The 14887-nt window shown below is 42.2% G+C and carries 14 protein-coding genes; 2 read left to right on the top strand and 12 right to left on the bottom strand.

Annotation, left to right across the window (positions count from 1 at the left end):
* Window positions 1–12 precede the first annotated feature (12 nt).
* Genes MKZ05_RS05525 through MKZ05_RS05505 form a run of 5 tightly spaced genes read right to left on the bottom strand, consistent with a single transcriptional unit; the run spans window position 13 to window position 6495 of the window.
* Window positions 13–1362: a lysine N(6)-hydroxylase/L-ornithine N(5)-oxygenase family protein gene (locus MKZ05_RS05525; protein WP_339161723.1), complete on the bottom strand. Its 1350-nt coding sequence runs from the start codon at window positions 1360–1362 to the stop codon at window positions 13–15.
* Entirely contained in the window at window positions 1337–1891 is a 555-nt protein-coding gene (locus MKZ05_RS05520) for a GNAT family N-acetyltransferase (protein WP_284906215.1), read from the bottom strand. The genes MKZ05_RS05525 and MKZ05_RS05520 overlap by 26 nt, the downstream gene beginning before the upstream one ends.
* Window positions 1888–3669 carry an IucA/IucC family protein gene (locus MKZ05_RS05515; RefSeq protein ID WP_339161720.1) on the bottom strand — a complete coding sequence of 594 codons (1782 nt, stop codon included), beginning with the start codon at window positions 3667–3669 and terminating at the stop codon, window positions 1888–1890. The genes MKZ05_RS05520 and MKZ05_RS05515 overlap by 4 nt, the downstream gene beginning before the upstream one ends.
* Window positions 3666–5162 carry an aspartate aminotransferase family protein gene (locus tag MKZ05_RS05510; RefSeq protein WP_339161717.1) on the bottom strand — a complete coding sequence of 499 codons (1497 nt, stop codon included), beginning with the start codon at window positions 5160–5162 and terminating at the stop codon, window positions 3666–3668. Before MKZ05_RS05510 ends, MKZ05_RS05515 begins: the two co-directional genes overlap by 4 nt.
* Window positions 5149–6495 carry an aspartate aminotransferase family protein gene (locus tag MKZ05_RS05505; RefSeq protein WP_339161714.1) on the bottom strand — a complete coding sequence of 449 codons (1347 nt, stop codon included), beginning with the start codon at window positions 6493–6495 and terminating at the stop codon, window positions 5149–5151. Before MKZ05_RS05505 ends, MKZ05_RS05510 begins: the two co-directional genes overlap by 14 nt.
* A gap of 386 nt (window positions 6496–6881) precedes the next feature.
* Between MKZ05_RS05505 and MKZ05_RS05500 the strand changes: the two genes are divergently transcribed.
* Window positions 6882–7418 carry a serine acetyltransferase gene (locus MKZ05_RS05500; protein ID WP_034620007.1) on the top strand — a complete coding sequence of 179 codons (537 nt, stop codon included), beginning with the start codon at window positions 6882–6884 and terminating at the stop codon, window positions 7416–7418.
* Here the strand turns inward: MKZ05_RS05500 and MKZ05_RS05495 are convergent.
* From MKZ05_RS05495 to MKZ05_RS05480, 4 genes are all read right to left on the bottom strand, one after another.
* On the bottom strand, window positions 7413–7673 hold the full coding sequence (locus MKZ05_RS05495) for a hypothetical protein (protein ID WP_080984794.1): 261 nt from the start codon (window positions 7671–7673) through the stop codon (window positions 7413–7415). The genes MKZ05_RS05500 and MKZ05_RS05495 overlap by 6 nt on opposite strands.
* A gap of 36 nt (window positions 7674–7709) precedes the next feature.
* On the bottom strand, window positions 7710–7976 hold the full coding sequence (locus tag MKZ05_RS05490; protein WP_003212235.1) for a hypothetical protein: 267 nt from the start codon (window positions 7974–7976) through the stop codon (window positions 7710–7712).
* Between the two features lie 68 nt (window positions 7977–8044).
* Window positions 8045–8605 carry a GNAT family protein gene (locus MKZ05_RS05485; RefSeq protein ID WP_003211119.1) on the bottom strand — a complete coding sequence of 187 codons (561 nt, stop codon included), beginning with the start codon at window positions 8603–8605 and terminating at the stop codon, window positions 8045–8047.
* Window positions 8606–8619: 14 nt separating this feature from the next.
* On the bottom strand, window positions 8620–9486 hold the full coding sequence (locus MKZ05_RS05480; RefSeq protein WP_003210875.1) for an AraC family transcriptional regulator: 867 nt from the start codon (window positions 9484–9486) through the stop codon (window positions 8620–8622).
* A gap of 113 nt (window positions 9487–9599) precedes the next feature.
* Between MKZ05_RS05480 and MKZ05_RS05475 the strand changes: the two genes are divergently transcribed.
* Entirely contained in the window at window positions 9600–10976 is a 1377-nt protein-coding gene (locus tag MKZ05_RS05475) for an MATE family efflux transporter (RefSeq protein WP_251191007.1), read from the top strand.
* 25 nt (window positions 10977–11001) lie between these two features.
* On the opposite strand, the gene MKZ05_RS05470 is transcribed toward MKZ05_RS05475, so the two are convergent.
* From MKZ05_RS05470 to crtI (MKZ05_RS05460), 3 genes are read right to left on the bottom strand one after another with little or no spacing between them, the layout of a single operon-like run.
* Window positions 11002–11841: a phytoene/squalene synthase family protein gene (locus MKZ05_RS05470; RefSeq protein WP_050945342.1), complete on the bottom strand. Its 840-nt coding sequence runs from the start codon at window positions 11839–11841 to the stop codon at window positions 11002–11004.
* Window positions 11834–13309: a phytoene desaturase family protein gene (gene crtI, locus MKZ05_RS05465; protein WP_339161709.1), complete on the bottom strand. Its 1476-nt coding sequence runs from the start codon at window positions 13307–13309 to the stop codon at window positions 11834–11836. Before crtI (MKZ05_RS05465) ends, MKZ05_RS05470 begins: the two co-directional genes overlap by 8 nt.
* On the bottom strand, window positions 13306–14823 hold the full coding sequence (crtI, locus tag MKZ05_RS05460; protein ID WP_339161708.1) for a phytoene desaturase family protein: 1518 nt from the start codon (window positions 14821–14823) through the stop codon (window positions 13306–13308). Before crtI (MKZ05_RS05460) ends, crtI (MKZ05_RS05465) begins: the two co-directional genes overlap by 4 nt.
* Window positions 14824–14887 lie beyond the last annotated feature (64 nt).

The following is a 14887-nucleotide window of genomic DNA, read 5'->3' as shown; positions in this document are numbered from 1 at the left end:
GCTTCATCCTCCTTAACCTTTGATTTCTTCAAATGTGTTGACGTTCTTATGTGTACCAAATGTCTGGAAGACGTGCTTTTGATAAAGTGGATACACGGTTTGACGAGCAAGTTCATTGATAATCACACTGTTTCGGTAAGCGCCAAGACCTAAATCTGGAGCGCCAACGCCATGTGTATGAAGCTCTGCATTTTGGACAAAAATATCATTTTCACCCATTGTATTCGTTTTTAAGCGATATTCACGTTCGATTTGGAACCGTCCTTGATCGTCCCATTGAATGTGATGAGAAATTGGATTGATAAACGGGGGCAGTACCGATTGATAGCCCGTCGCCAGTACGACAATATCTGTCTCGTGGGTATAGGTGTCCTCTTTGACCCATTGCGTGCATAAAAGGGACAAGCCGCGAGCTGTTTCCTCAATCAAGTTGACCTCCGTCATTGCTTGAAGCACTGTGTTCAACTGCTCTCCGCAGGCAGAACGTTCATAAAGCAAATGGTAAATATCACGGATCATTGCAGAGCTGATGCCCTTATACAGCAAGTCTTGCTGCTTTAACAACGCATCCTTTTTTGTTTGCGGAAGCTCATAAAAGAAATCAATATAATCTGGAGAGAAATATTCAAGACCAAGGTTTGAATATTCCATTGGGAAAAATCCTTTAGAGCGTGTGAACCAGTGAATATCCTTCGCCTCATCATCTGATAAAATATCATAGAACACTTCTGCCGCACTTTGACCAGAGCCGATCACTGTCACAGATTTCCCTTTGAAACAGCCTTCTTTCTTTCGTTTTAAATAGTCAGCAGAATGAAAAACTTTCTCTCCTAAAGCTGGCTGGAGCGACGCTGGTATCGCCGGCTGTGTACCAATTCCTAAGACGAGATGCTTACTTTCAAACACCTCTACCGTTTGGTCTTTCACATGACGCACATGCACTTCATATCGCTTTTCTCCTGCTTTCTCGATCAATGAGACAGATTCGACGTTCATGCCAAATCGGCAAGAGTCTAACTGGTCTGCGACCCAGCGGCAATAATGACTATATTCCTTGCGCGGGATATGAAAATCCTCTAGAAAGTAAAATGAATACAAACGGTTTTGTTCCTGTAAATAGTTGAGAAAGCTATATTTACTTTTCACATCTGCCATACTGACAAGGTCCGCTAAAAAGGGAACTTGCAGTGTCGTCCCCTCAATGAGCATCCCTGGGTGCCAATGAAAGGCTTCACTTCTTTCAAAAAACAAAGCGTCAATTTCATTTACCTCTTCAGATAATGCGGCAAGTCCTAAGTTAAACGGACCAATGCCGATCCCTATTACATCCACTACATTATTTTGCTTGTTGAACCGCGTCATGGTTATACTTCCTTTCGAATCTTTCTCGATCACAAAACATTAAAAGACCTGTTTTATCGGGTAAATTGACTGGTTTTACACGTTCAAATCCGCATTTTTCAAATACATGGATCATTTTTTCATTGCGAATATCCGGCTCAGCGACGACTTTTTCTGTTCGTTTATTCTGCTCAAATTGAAATGCTGTCATGGCCTGAAGCAGCGGGGCCGCAAAACCTTTTCCTACATAATCCGGTTCCCCTATTAATAGATGGATTCCTTGATCATGCGGAGAAGGCTGATAGTAAGATTCAATGACATCACCTTTGACGTTGTATGCCTCAAAATAACTCATTGGCGTCCCATCAATTGTGCCTAAATAAAGGGTTTGATGCGGATCATGAACCGCCTGATAAAAATGCTTTTCAAAAGCAGGGAACGGAATATTCAAATGCCAAAATGGGTGAACATACTCCTCTTGCATCCACCTGTGGACAAGCCGGACATCTCTTTCATATTCAGCGCGAATAAACTTAATACGATCCCTCATCCAATCAGCGCCTCCTTATGTAAAAAGAGCGGATTCAAGACAGCTGTGTAACGAGACTGTGTTTCCAGAGATCCTGTCAGTTCATCCATATCTTCAAACCGTGTCAGCAAATTCGCTTTTGAAGGCAGTTCTTTTGAGCGCAGAAGGCTGTTTGTCAGCTCAGATGCACCGTATGTTTCCTCATGAGCGAGCAATGTGTCTCTCACAAGGGCGAGCAAGTTTTCTTCTTTCGCCAGACCTTCTGTACCAAAGCCGTTAATGAGACCAAATAAATGATTAAAGAAGAAATAATAACGCAGTCTCTCAACAGCTACCTCATCTGCACAAATCGTTTCACTTCTCACGCTCAGGTTTTGGACAAGATTTGCGAGTTTATCCTTTTTCGATTCACTATAGTAGTAGCCTTGGTTGTCACGATAATAGAAGGTGTGCGGGTAACCACCCTTCATTTGCACAACAGCGTTTTGCTGATGGGCTTCCAGTGCAAGACCATACGTTTCAAACAGCCAGAGCATCGGTTCTAACGAAATAGTTAAATATTGCTTAAACCAATCTTGGCTCACAGCCTCCAGTGATCGGCCTTCTGCGTCTGCAAGGTCATGAATGATCCCTGCTAATCGCGATTTTCCACCATACGCATGATCCTGACATAATCCAGCAATTAAGCTTGCCCCTTTTTCACGATGTAAAAATGGATTTTGACGAATGACTACTTCAAAGCCAGATTCCGCCTCTTCTCCTTGAATGGATAAATAGGCGGGATCTTCAATGACCCGGAATCCAGAAAATTTATCGTATAAAGAAACGCCTAATTCTGTTTTTAAAATGCGCGACATCTCTACACCGCGATCCAGTTCCTTTTGTTTATTAACACGTAAGGAGTTTGTAATTTTCACAGGAACAGAGAATTTGAGCATGTAAGCAGAATCCTTTTGATAGACGGTTCTGAAGGATGAGGTCGCTGTGTATTCAGAACCGATCGGTCCTAAATAAGTGAGTTTCCCTTCCTCTATATAACGGTTCACGAACGCTTTCTCCATAACCACCTTCACTTGAAGCGGGTGAATCGGAATGAGCACATATTCTCCGTTTTCTACTAACGTATTCAGTCTCTCTTTTTCTGCTGGTACCTGGCGCAAGAGCTCCTCTAGCATGAGGCTTGCCGCAGACTGTGTAATTGACGAATCCTGAAGCACAATCGAATGATGCGCTTTAAAGTAATGAAGCTGGAAAGCCCCTTTCAGCTCAGGAGAATAGATCGCTTCCTCCTCCTCTGTCATTCCTTGTCTGCTTTTTGGGGTAGGATGCGTTAAATGACCAAGGAGAAGTGACTGCTCAGCCTCAATATACTCAAAATCGGCTTCAGAAAGAGCGGCTCGATCACTTTCTCGCTCCTTTAAGAACCGTTCAATATTTCGGCAGCTTAAAATGATGCGAAGCATGAATTCATCCTCTGCATCTGTACGGCCATATTCAATGAGAAGCTCCTTTGAACATAAAGCAACAAGTGTCGTGTAATCGACGATTGCGCCCTCTTGTTCACTGCCTTGCGGGCGAAAGCGAATCGGAAAATCAAAGAGATGGCGGCCAACAGATGAAACATATCGGATCGGAATCACAAGCTCTAGATCTTGCTTTGCTAGTTTTGCGATGAAGACAAGTGAGCCATCTGCTCTCGTCTCTTTTTTTGCAGATCGATCGATTCCTGTTTCGCGTAAAAAACAGTTTAAAAAGCTTTGCATGGTTGCATTTTCAGCCATTTGTTTATATTGACTCAACGTAGTACCCTCCCGGATTGAATATGAGCAATCCCGATATCAACGATGTCAGAAAGGATTTCCTCAATATGTGTGATTGTCGTTCTCGGATTTAACAAAGTGAATTTTAAGCATGTTCGGTCATTCACCACTGTTTTTGCAATGACAGCAGTTCCTTTTTTGAATAATGTCCGATGAATGATTTTATTGATGTCATCTGTTTGATCGTCATCCTTAAATCGGAACACAACTGCATTGATTTCTGGCTCAGGATTGATCACTTCAAGGTCATCATTTCTCTCAATAAGCGCGGCCACATCCTTTGCAAAATGAATGGTATGGTCAATGATTTCTCCAAAGCCTTCTTCTCCAATTAAACGAAGAGAAAGAAGTAATTTCAGAGCATCAAACCGGCGCGTCGTTTGGACAGATTTATTGACGAGATGTAGAATACCATCGAGCTCGTCTTCCTTTGGATTAAGATAATCGGCATGATAATTGATCAAACCAAAATGTCTTTTATCCTTTAGCAAAAATGCCCCGCAGGATATCGGCTGATAAAATTGTTTGTGAAAGTCAATCGTGATTGAATCAGCAAGCTCAATACCGTCTAACTTCTTACGGTAGGTTTCGCTTAATACAAGTGCTCCGCCGTAGGCAGCATCTGCGTGAATCCAAAGACCGTATGGCTTGACGAGGTCATATACCTCTCGAACTGGGTCAATACTGCCAAAATCCGTTGTCCCGCAAGTGGCTACTACCGCAAAAGGCAGCAAGTTCTGCTCCTTCAACTCAGCCAGCTTCTTTTTCAAATCATTGAGGTCCATTCGATGATGCTCATCTGTCTCGACTAGTACGACTGCCTGCTCTCCTAAACCTAACTGGGAGGCAGATTTTTTCACAGTGAAGTGAGCATTCTTCGAGCAAAGGATTCTCATGCGGTGAGATTCACTTGGTAAGCCTTTCTGCTGAACATTCCACTGCCATGTGTTTTCACAAAAGGCATCTCTCGCTAGAAGCAGCCCCATGTAGTTAGATTGGGTTCCACCGCTTGTAAATGTCCCATCTGCTAGGCCGCCATAAGAAAACTTCGCACATAGCCACTTGAGAATTTCTTCCTCAACCAAAGAAGCAATACCGCTTTGATCAAAGGAATCCATTGATTGGTTAAAGGAACTTACCATCACCTCTGCGGCAAGTGCAGGAATAAGCGGTGGACAATGCAGATGTGCCAAGCATTTAGGATGCGATACATCAATCAAATGCGGCAAAAGATGTTCTTTTATATCTTGAAAGACGGATTCAATGGATTCACCAGACGGTTGAAATCGAAATAGCGATTCGACACTATCCGCTAATTTCCCAGGCAATATTCCACTGTATGGTCCTGTGTCTTTTTGCCATTGATCCAGTAAGCTGTCGATAGATGTATGAAGAGCCGCTTGGAAGGACTCTCTTCCAAGCTGGCTTTGATTGATAAATAATGAATCCACTGAAGCCTTAGTTGATTGCATCGTACACGGCCTCTTTAAAAATAGCGATGACTTTTTCAAGCTGTTCTTCTGTCATAATGAGTGGTGGCAAGAATCGAATAACACTTCCGAAACGGCCTCCTGTTTCCACAATTAAGCCTTTGTCGAAGCAATTCTTTTGAATAAGACTGGCCAGCTCTGGATTCGCTGGATAGCTTCCGTCCACATCCTGTTTCTCATTTGGACCTACTACTTCAACGCCAATCATTAAGCCTCTCCCTCGAACATCACCGAGAGCAGGGACTTGTTTTTGGATGTCTTTTAGATGCGCCTGCATACGATCTCCTAACCGTTCTACATGATCAAGCAGGTTGGTTTCTTTGATAAATTTAAGCGTAGCAGTTCCAGCAGCCATCGCCATTTGATTCCCTCTAAATGTCCCGATGTGTGCACCTGGATTCCATTGATCTAAATCTTGATCATAAATCACAACTGAAAGCGGCAGGCTTCCACCAATGGCTTTTGACAGCACAATAACGTCAGGTACAATTCCTGCATGTTCAAAGGCAAACATCTTCCCTGTTCGGCCGATGCCTGATTGAACCTCATCAATAATGAGTGGGATCCCTTTTTCTTTTGTGATTCTTCTCATTTCTTTCATCCATTCAATCGATGCTGGAATGGAGCCCCCCTCGCCCTGCACTGCTTCAAAGATCATACCTGCTGGCGGAAGAATACCACTTTCAGGATCATTTAATACGCGCTCAATATACGAACTTGAAATGCGGTGCGAATTCTTCCCACCAATTCCAAATGGGCAGCGATATTCATATGGGTAAGGCATAAAATGAACATCAGGTATTAACCCTTGCACTCTTTCCTTTGGAGATAAATTCCCGCTTAATGACATCGTGGCATGTGTCGCACCGTGATACGCACCATGGAAAGATAGAATGCTTCGATTCCCTGTCGCTGTTTTGACTAATTTAATTGCTGCTTCTATGGCGTCACCACCAGTTGGTCCACAAAATTGAATTTTGGCTCTTTTTGCAAACTCTTCTGGCAAGTGAGAAAAAATTTCATTCACAAATTCTTCTTTAATTTCTGAGGTTATGTCCAGCGTATGCAACGGTCTTTTTTCATGAAGCATACGTTCAATTGCATCTATAACAACTGGATGATTGTGACCAAGTGCAAGTGTTCCTGCGCCTGCCAGGCAGTCATAAAACTCTCTGCCATCCGCATCTGTCACGATCATACCCTCGGCTTTTTGCATGGCTAATGGGAACCGTCTCGGATAAGACCTTGCATTCGATTCTCTTTGACTTTGCTGCTCTAAAAATTGCTGATTTTTAGAAACGGTTTTGATGGACATAATAAAACACTCCTCCAATTGATAAAGATTATCATTTTCATTTACTAGCCTAGAGGATGTGAGATATGAAAGTCAATTGTATTCAAAAAGATGATTCTAAAAGCATATGAATGCTATATTCTCTATTTAACGAGTAATTTCGTGTCATTTTGACAAACCTCTACTGCTATAGGGAGAATAAACGTGTGAGACGAAATAATGTAGAAAAAAATTACAAATCATTCTTCCTGGTTCTTTTGTTCTATTCATGACAAAGCACTTATTTTATATGGGAAAGTGGATGAAAGTGATGTAGAAAAGGAAAAAAAGAAACGTCATTCTATATTGATATAAATGGTTATAATGGTATAATTCCTCTGAAACAAAAGGGAATGGAGAGGGATCTGATGATTTTAACAAAGCATGATCTCCACCACTACTTAGCTCAGGACAAGAAAGCATTAGCCATTAAGCGTAAACGACCTAAGTGGTTTGGGGATGATATATGGAAATATCAAAGGATTTTACGAAAATATGAATACTATTCTAATAGCGGTGCTGAACTTCGCAAATGGTTCTATCGCTATTTACATAAAAAGAAAGGCATGCAGCTTGGCTTTGATATTCCGATTGGTGTCTTCGGTCCCGGTCTTAGAATCAATCATACGGGTCTCTTAATTGTGAACAAACATGCAAAAATCGGGGCATTTTGTGATATTCATCAAGGGGTGAATATTGGTCAGAATCATCATGAAAAAGATGTACCAACCATTGGGGATCATGTATGGATTGGCCCAGGTGCTAAGCTGTTTGGGGATATCTATATTGCAGATCATATTTCCATCGGAGCAAATGCTGTGGTAAACCGTTCCTTTCACGAGGAGAAAATTGTTATTGCAGGTGTGCCAGCGCAAAAGGTAAAAGAAAAAAGCCCTTCATCATGAAGGACCCACCTGATAAAAAAGAATGATACCGATCAAAACAGAGATGAGCAGCATGAGGTAAAACAAAATCGTTAAAATAAGAATGGTCCAGCCAAGTCCCTTCCTCTCTGTCTTGATCAAATAAATACCGAGAACGATCGTACTAAATAAGACACCTAAAATGGCCCACAGCCATTTGTCTTTATCATGCTTTGGCGCATCAAACCATAAATAAATGGCAACAGCAAGTGAAACGAATAACCCTGTAAGTCTCACGTTCAAACTCCTCCTTATGTACACGCGTGCTTTCTATTATGCGTTTGAGTATCCGATCATCAGCAATAAGAAGTAAAAGACATAGACTAGAATGAAAATAGAATAGATGATAATGGACACGATCAGAACCGTCCAGCCCAATCCTTTTCTTCCTGTTTTGATCAGGTATATTCCAAATGTAAAGAGCCCGAATAAAAGGCCTAAAATCGCCCACAGCCATTTATTCTTCCCATGTTTAGGCGCATCTACAAATAGGTAAACGGCCACTATAATCGACACAAACCATCCGGTAATCCAGCGCAACTCATTCGTCACCCTTCTTTTTTAGTTTATTCAATCATACGCTACTTTTGTACTAAAAAGAAAAGGAATTATTCAGTTGAATGTTGCAGAAGGCTTTGCCATTCCTCTCTCAGCATCCCGTAACGCATCGAATCATAATACTCTCCTTGGTAGTAACGGACCTTTCGCAGTCTTCCCTCAAGGATAAACCCGCATTTCTCTGCGCACCGCATCATCCGTTCATTTCCCGACCATGTAGTAAGACCAATTCGAGGAATATCAATGTGTGTAAATAACTTATCAGTCCATAGACTTAGTGCCTTTGTCCCAACGCCACCGCTCCAAAAGCGCGAATCATAAATGAGAATGCCGCATTCAAGCCACCGTGTACGTTCATTCTCCCAATAATATGACACGGTGCCTTTGATTTCGCCGTCTATTTCAATACCATATAGCTTTGGCGGAATGGATGTATCCTGTAAGTATCGTTTTTTAAAAGCAGCAAGCGGGATTTCGTGTTCATGAAAATATGGGGCGTTCCACTCTCGATAGGACTGGTCTGGTGCTTTGAATCTTAAATGCCATACCAACTCTAAATCAGCTTCGTTTAATGGTCGTATGTTCACAAGCTTTTGTTTTTCCCTTTTCATCTGTTCACGTTCCTTTACTTTGTCGTTCTTTTTGCAAGATGACGGTACTCGATAGGCGTCATGCCTTCGTTTTGCCGAAACAGCTTAGAAAAATAAGTAGGATCATCAATGCCTACGTGATCAGCAATCGCTGCGATTTTATCATTCGTTGAGGCAAGCATGCTTTTGGCTTTTTCGACCTTGAGACGATTGATATATTGGTTTGGCGTGAGTCCATACACCGTCTGCATACACCTTGTCATGTAATCAGGGTGATAGTGCAGCTTCTCTGCAAGCTCCTCCATTTGCAGTTTCTTCATAAAGTGACGCTCAAGATAATGAACCACTTCTGAGGCGACATTCTCCTTTGCACTTGGAATATGAAATGCTTCTTTTTGTAAATGAATGAGCAGTTCTTCAAACTGAAGCTGTTTTTTCAGCGGCAGTTCAGACGCGTCATCATTTAGGGCCCGCATCTGTGCAAGGTGCTTTTCTAATACATTTCTTCCTTTCACTTTTCCTTTACGGGGCAGGCTAAATTCATATGTTGCCGGCTTTTCAAAGGTGGCTTGATTTTGTTTCATATCAAACCAGTGTTCTCTCGGCCGATTCGTCAGCTCATATGGATCAATTGAGAAATGCAGCCACTCATAGTGCGTATCTTCTTCGCATGGCAGGTGTCCGCCATGCGACAAGCCAGGTGAGAGAATGATATATTCTCCTTCTTTTACGTGATGAGCCTTTCTGTCCTCTGTGATCCATAGCTGCCCTCTTGTGACATAAAGAAGATCAAACACGGTGAAGGTTCTAGAGATATGTCTTTCTCCTTGATGAAATACGCCTTTGCCTGAAGCGATATAAACCGGGAACGGCGGTACAGTAAATGTAATAAATCGATTCATATTCATCCCCTTATGAAGTCGGATTTCTCCAATAAGTTTCGGTTTCATCTCTTCTTATTATAGTCGATGCAAGGTACACTATAAATCGGATTTATACGAAAGGAGGTTGATTGATGAAACCTCAATCACTGCCAATTCAAAAGATTCAAGCTAGGGGGAAGAAAAACCACCCTTCATTATTTGCATTAACTTGGCCTATTTTTATTGAAATCTCTTTATATATGCTGATGGGAAGCGCGGATACCCTCATGCTCAGCCAATATTCCGATAATAGTGTTGCAGCAGTTGGTGTAAGCAATCAGCTCCTGAATTTATTGATTGTCATGTTCAGCTTCATTACAACTGGAACGACGATTGTGATTGCGCAGCTTTTAGGAGCGAGCCGCAAGCAGGAAGCGACTCAAGTCGCCTATGTCTCACTAGGAACCAATTTCTTGATTAGCTTTGTCATTAGCCTTCTCATGTTTGGATTAGCTGTTCCCATCTTACACCTGATGGGCCTATCAAGTGAGCTCATGCCGGATGCGACTATATTTTTACAAATTGTCGGGCTGCTTTCTTTTATTCAAGCGCTCATTATGACGTATAGTGCTATTTTAAAAAGCTACGGATATACAAGAGATACGATGTATGTCACTATCGGAATGAACTTGTTAAACGTTGCTGGTAACTATTTGGTGATTTTTGGTCCGTTTGGTTTCCCTGTATTAGGTGTCATGGGGGTCGCTTTTTCGACCTCACTCGCTCGATTGATCGGATTAATGGCCATGATCCTCATTGTACGCCGCCGAATTGGATTACGCTTTTCACTAAAGAAGATGTTTCACATCCAGCGGACATATTTAAAAAAGCTGCTAAAGATCGGGATTCCTTCTGCTGGAGAGCAGCTTTCTTATAACGGCTCCCAAATGATTATTACACTGTTTATTACATTCATGGGGACGCAGGCATTAGCAGCAAAGGTTTATACTCAAAATATCATGATGTTCATTATGCTATTTGGTGCAGCCATTAGCCAAGGGACACAAATTTTAATTGGGCGCCATATTGGGGCGAAGGAATTCGATGCTGCCTATCACAGATGTATGAAAAGCTTATACTGGGCCATTGGCATCTCCCTTCTTTCTTCTATTGCTTTATCTTTATCATCGACGCATGTGCTTGCTTTCTTTACTAGCAACAGCGAGATCATTCAAACCGCCGCCACCCTCCTCCTTTTGACCATTATTTTGGAACCGGGCCGTTCTTTTAATATGGTCATTATTAATTCCTTGCGGGCTGCTGGCGATGCGAAGTTTCCAGTGTATATGGCGATGATTTCAATGTGGGGCATCGGGCTTCCGATCGCTTACTTGTTAGGCATTCAGCTTGAAATGGGCCTCATTGGGATTTGGATTTCTTTTATCGTGGATGAATGGGTAAGAGGCATCTTTATGTATAGGCGGTGGCGTTCAAGAGTTTGGACAGAGCATCGCTTTTCTTCCACATAAAAAGGACTGCGGGTGCAGTCCTTTTTTACGTAATATCTTCTAAAATAAGTTCTTTTTCTTGGTTCGAAATAAATGATCGCTGTGTAAACACGCGGTATTCATTTTCTCTTGTTTTATCTAAAATGGCTTTATAAAAGTGAGCAGCTGCTTTCACTGGTATACGTGAATAGAGCGGGAATTCATGAAGATGGTCAAAAAACTCCTCGTAGTATGCCTCTGCCTCAAAGGCAATGTACTCCCATACGTGCTGAAATGCTTGATTGATAATGCCTTCTTGCAATTCTTGCTCTGTATATCCGAATTGATCCATGACTTGCTTTGGCAAATAAATGCGGTCTCTTTCAGCCTTATCCTCGCCAATGTCACGAAGAATATTGGTCAGCTGCATGGCAATCCCTAATGAAATCGCTGCTTCTTTTAGCTGTTCTTTTTTACGCGGTGCAATAATAGGAAGCAGCATAAGTCCAACGGTACTAGCAACATGGTAGGAATAAATGAGCAGTTCATCTAACGTTTCATATCGGTGCTGCTCTAAATCCATCTCCTGACCTTGGAGCAAGTCACGGAACGGGGCTTCATCCATACGAAACTCTTGAAATGTATGTGCCAGCGCCACCCACATCGGATCATTCCGATCTACCTCACCTTGTAAAAATCGATCAAACGTCTCTCGAAAGGAGGCAAGCTCCTCTTTTGGCGAGGGGGACTCATCTACAATATCATCTGCTCTCCGGCAAAAGGAATACACGGCCCAGACGGCCTGTCTTTTCTTTTTAGGCAGCATGGAAAAGGCACGGTAAAACGTTTTAGAATGGGTTTGAATGGTCTCCTCACACAATTTCAATGCTGTTTGTACATCAACCACTTAGTTTCACTTCCTTTCTGTCATTCAAATCTTTTAACAGCACAGACGCCATCAGCTTCGCACTTTGCATCACGATCGGCACTCCGCCACCAGGATGGATGGAAGCACCTACCGCATAAAGATTATCGGTCTCAGCTGCCTTCACTTGCGGGCGGAACACACCTGATTGAAATAAGTTAGGCGCAAGTCCAAAGCTGCCACCTTCAAACAATCCTTCTCGCAAGGAATCATTTGGTGTTCTGATTTTTTTCCAGACAATCGACTCTCGCAATCTTGGAAAGCCTCTTTTCTCAAGACGATCGACCATTTTCTCTACAAAATCTGTCTCCTCTTCCCAGTTGATATGATCTCCTGAGGGAACGGGAATCAGCATATATAAAACACTACAGCCTTCCGGGGCAAGAGATGGATCAATGATCGATGGATTAAATGTATAAAACGACGGATCTTGAGGGATCGTCTTCGTTTGAAAAACCTCTTTCATATGCTGATCAAAGTGTTCGCCCATAAAGAATTGATGCACAGGCGCATCATGGTACATTTTGTTTAACCCGAGATACACCATTACACAGCCAGAGGACGGCACGTATTTTCGCCGATCTTGTTCGTCTAAACCAAGCTGTTTTAACGCAGCTGGATAATCTCCGTTGATGACAAAGGCATCAGCTGCTATATGGGCGTCACTGACTTTTGCTTTAACCACGCGCTTCCCATCAAACTCTAGCTCCGTGACTTCGACATTTTTTCTCACATGCACACCCATTTTCATGAGCTGCCCTTCCAATATATCTACTAAACTCGCATAGCCGCCTTTTAAATAGTAGATTCCATGTGCGTGCTCACTATATGAAACAAGCGAATATATAGCAGATGCTTCATATGGATTTCCTCCGACATAGAGGGTTTGAAGTGCATATGCATCTCGCAGGCGTTCGTCTGAGAAATACTTTTTCAGGGCACTTTGAACCGTGCGATACGCCTTTAATTTCATTAAAATTTTCATGTTTGCTTTTGTAAAAAATGTACGCTTTTCATGAAATGATTTCTCTAGAAAAGCTTGTTGTCCTTCTTGAAACCGGTCTGTCATTTCTTCCATAAACCTTAGGAATCCTTGATCTTCCTTTGGAAATACACGTCTGATTTCCTCTAGCTGACGAAATGCATCGGAGTACTTCGTGTAGGAGGTTCCATCTTGAAATTGAATCGTATACAGCGGATCAAGCTGCAAAAGATCAAGAGATGCTTCGTCAATTCCTACCTCATGTAAAATACCTTTTAACATATCTGGAAGTAGGACAATGGTTGGACCTTCATCTACTTTATATCCCTTCTCACTTACAAAAGCAAGTCTTCCGCCAAGTCGCTCGTTTTTTTCGATAAGCGTAACATCATGTCCCGCTTTTTTTAAATAAAGTGCTGAGATCATCCCGCCAATACCGCCACCTGCAATCAATATATGTTTTGTCATGAGGCGCTCCCCTTTTCTTGTTGCGGCAATGTTTTGTGCGTATGTTTCTCTTTTGAAAGAATCGCATTTGTCGTGATGCGTGCTGATTCTAAAATGGTCGGCAGTCCGCTTCCTGGGTGCGTTCCTCCTCCTACGAGCCAGCAATGATCCAATTCATCAAATTCATTGTGCGGCCTTAGGACCATCATCTGCGTCAGCTGGTGGCCAAGGTTAAATGTGGCTCCTTCGTATACGTAAAGGTCTTCCTCCCATTGCTTCGGTGTAATCATCCGCTCGACTTCTATATGCTGCCTTACATTCTTAAAACCGGTTTTTCGCTCCAGTGTATTCAGTACAAGTTCTCTGAATTCATCTTGATGCGCTTCCCAGTCAATGCCGCTTTGATTGTTGGCAACGGGTGCCAATACATAAAGAGCTGACTTTCCTTTTGGCGCAAGTGAGTCATCTGTGACACTAGCATTTTGAATATAAATAGATGGATCATCTGGCAGCTCATATGTTTTCGTAATGCCTTTGACAAATTGCGCATAATCATCAGAAAAAACGATGGTATGATGCGGCTCATCATATATGGTATCTAATCCTAAATAAAGCATAAAGGTGGAGCATGAAAATTTTTTCTTTTTTAATTTTTTCTCGCTATATTTCTTTAAAAGTCCTGGCTCTACAAGCTTTGTCATCACATGTGCAAAGTCTCCATTTACGACAACCTCATCTGCCTGTATTTCTTCCCCAGATTCTAAGCGAATGCCTTTTACCTTCCTGCCTTCTGTCAGCAGTTTTTCGACGCCGGCTGACAGATGAATCGTTGCTCCAGCTTCAACCGCCGCTTTTGCCATCGCTTCTGACAGCTGATTGACCCCGCCCTTCGGATGGAACACACCTGTGTCATGCTCCATAAATGATAGAATGGAGAAAGCACCAGGGCACTCCCACGGTGACATACCTAAATACTTTGATTGAAATGTAAACGCATATTTCACTGATTCATTTGAGAAATAATCTGACAGCACATCATATAAACTCTTATTCAATGAAAGCTGCGGAAGTGCTTTGAGCACCTTTGGACGCAAATAATGATGAAAACGATCCATTTTACTTTGTAAAATAGGTGTAAGCCGATCCATTTTTCGCTTCGTATCGTTCATAAATCGAATATACCCTTCGCCCTCTCCAGTTGCAAAGGCTTCTAACCGTCTATACATTTCATCACGATCTCGTATCATATCTAGCTGATCGTCTTGAAAAATCAATCTATACATTTCTTTTAATTCGATCACATCAATATAGTCATAAAGATTTTTACCAGCAAAGGTGAACAGCTCCTCTGCAATATGAATCATGCTGAGAAAGGTAGGACCCGTATCAAACGTGAAATCACCCAGTTGAAACTTAGCGTTTCGTCCGCCGATAAAGGGCTGCTTTTCGTATACATGAACGTCATGTCCTTTGCTTTGAAGCATCATAGCTGCCGCAAGTCCCCCTGGTCCTGCTCCGATCACAATGATTTTCATTATCCTTTTTCCTCCAAATTAATTCACTTTAAGTTAATTATACAAATTAGAAAGATTAGATCAA

It is taken from the genome of Bacillus sp. FSL M8-0277 (assembly GCF_037975305.1).
Lineage (GTDB): Bacteria > Bacillota > Bacilli > Bacillales > Bacillaceae > Bacillus > Bacillus pumilus.
The sequence above is the reverse complement of the archived record's forward strand: the minus strand, read 5'-3'. Positions and strand labels throughout refer to the sequence as shown.

Bases quoted from the DNA above. Each gene is read 5' to 3' on its own strand.
- MKZ05_RS05485 (WP_003211119.1), bottom strand. From the start codon at position 8,605: ATGAAAAGGGAAAAACAAAAGCTTGTGAACATACGACCATTAAACGAA.
- MKZ05_RS05475 (WP_251191007.1), top strand. From the start codon at position 9,600: ATGAAACCTCAATCACTGCCAATTCAAAAGATTCAAGCTAGGGGGAAG.
- MKZ05_RS05500 (WP_034620007.1), top strand. From the start codon at position 6,882: ATGATTTTAACAAAGCATGATCTCCACCACTACTTAGCTCAGGACAAG.
- crtI (WP_339161708.1), bottom strand. From the start codon at position 14,823: ATGAAAATCATTGTGATCGGAGCAGGACCAGGGGGACTTGCGGCAGCT.
- MKZ05_RS05480 (WP_003210875.1), bottom strand. From the start codon at position 9,486: ATGAATCGATTTATTACATTTACTGTACCGCCGTTCCCGGTTTATATC.
- crtI (WP_339161709.1), bottom strand. From the start codon at position 13,309: ATGACAAAACATATATTGATTGCAGGTGGCGGTATTGGCGGGATGATC.
- MKZ05_RS05510 (WP_339161717.1), bottom strand. From the start codon at position 5,162: ATGCAATCAACTAAGGCTTCAGTGGATTCATTATTTATCAATCAAAGC.
- MKZ05_RS05520 (WP_284906215.1), bottom strand. From the start codon at position 1,891: ATGAGGGATCGTATTAAGTTTATTCGCGCTGAATATGAAAGAGATGTC.
- MKZ05_RS05525 (WP_339161723.1), bottom strand. From the start codon at position 1,362: ATGACGCGGTTCAACAAGCAAAATAATGTAGTGGATGTAATAGGGATC.
- MKZ05_RS05505 (WP_339161714.1), bottom strand. From the start codon at position 6,495: ATGTCCATCAAAACCGTTTCTAAAAATCAGCAATTTTTAGAGCAGCAA.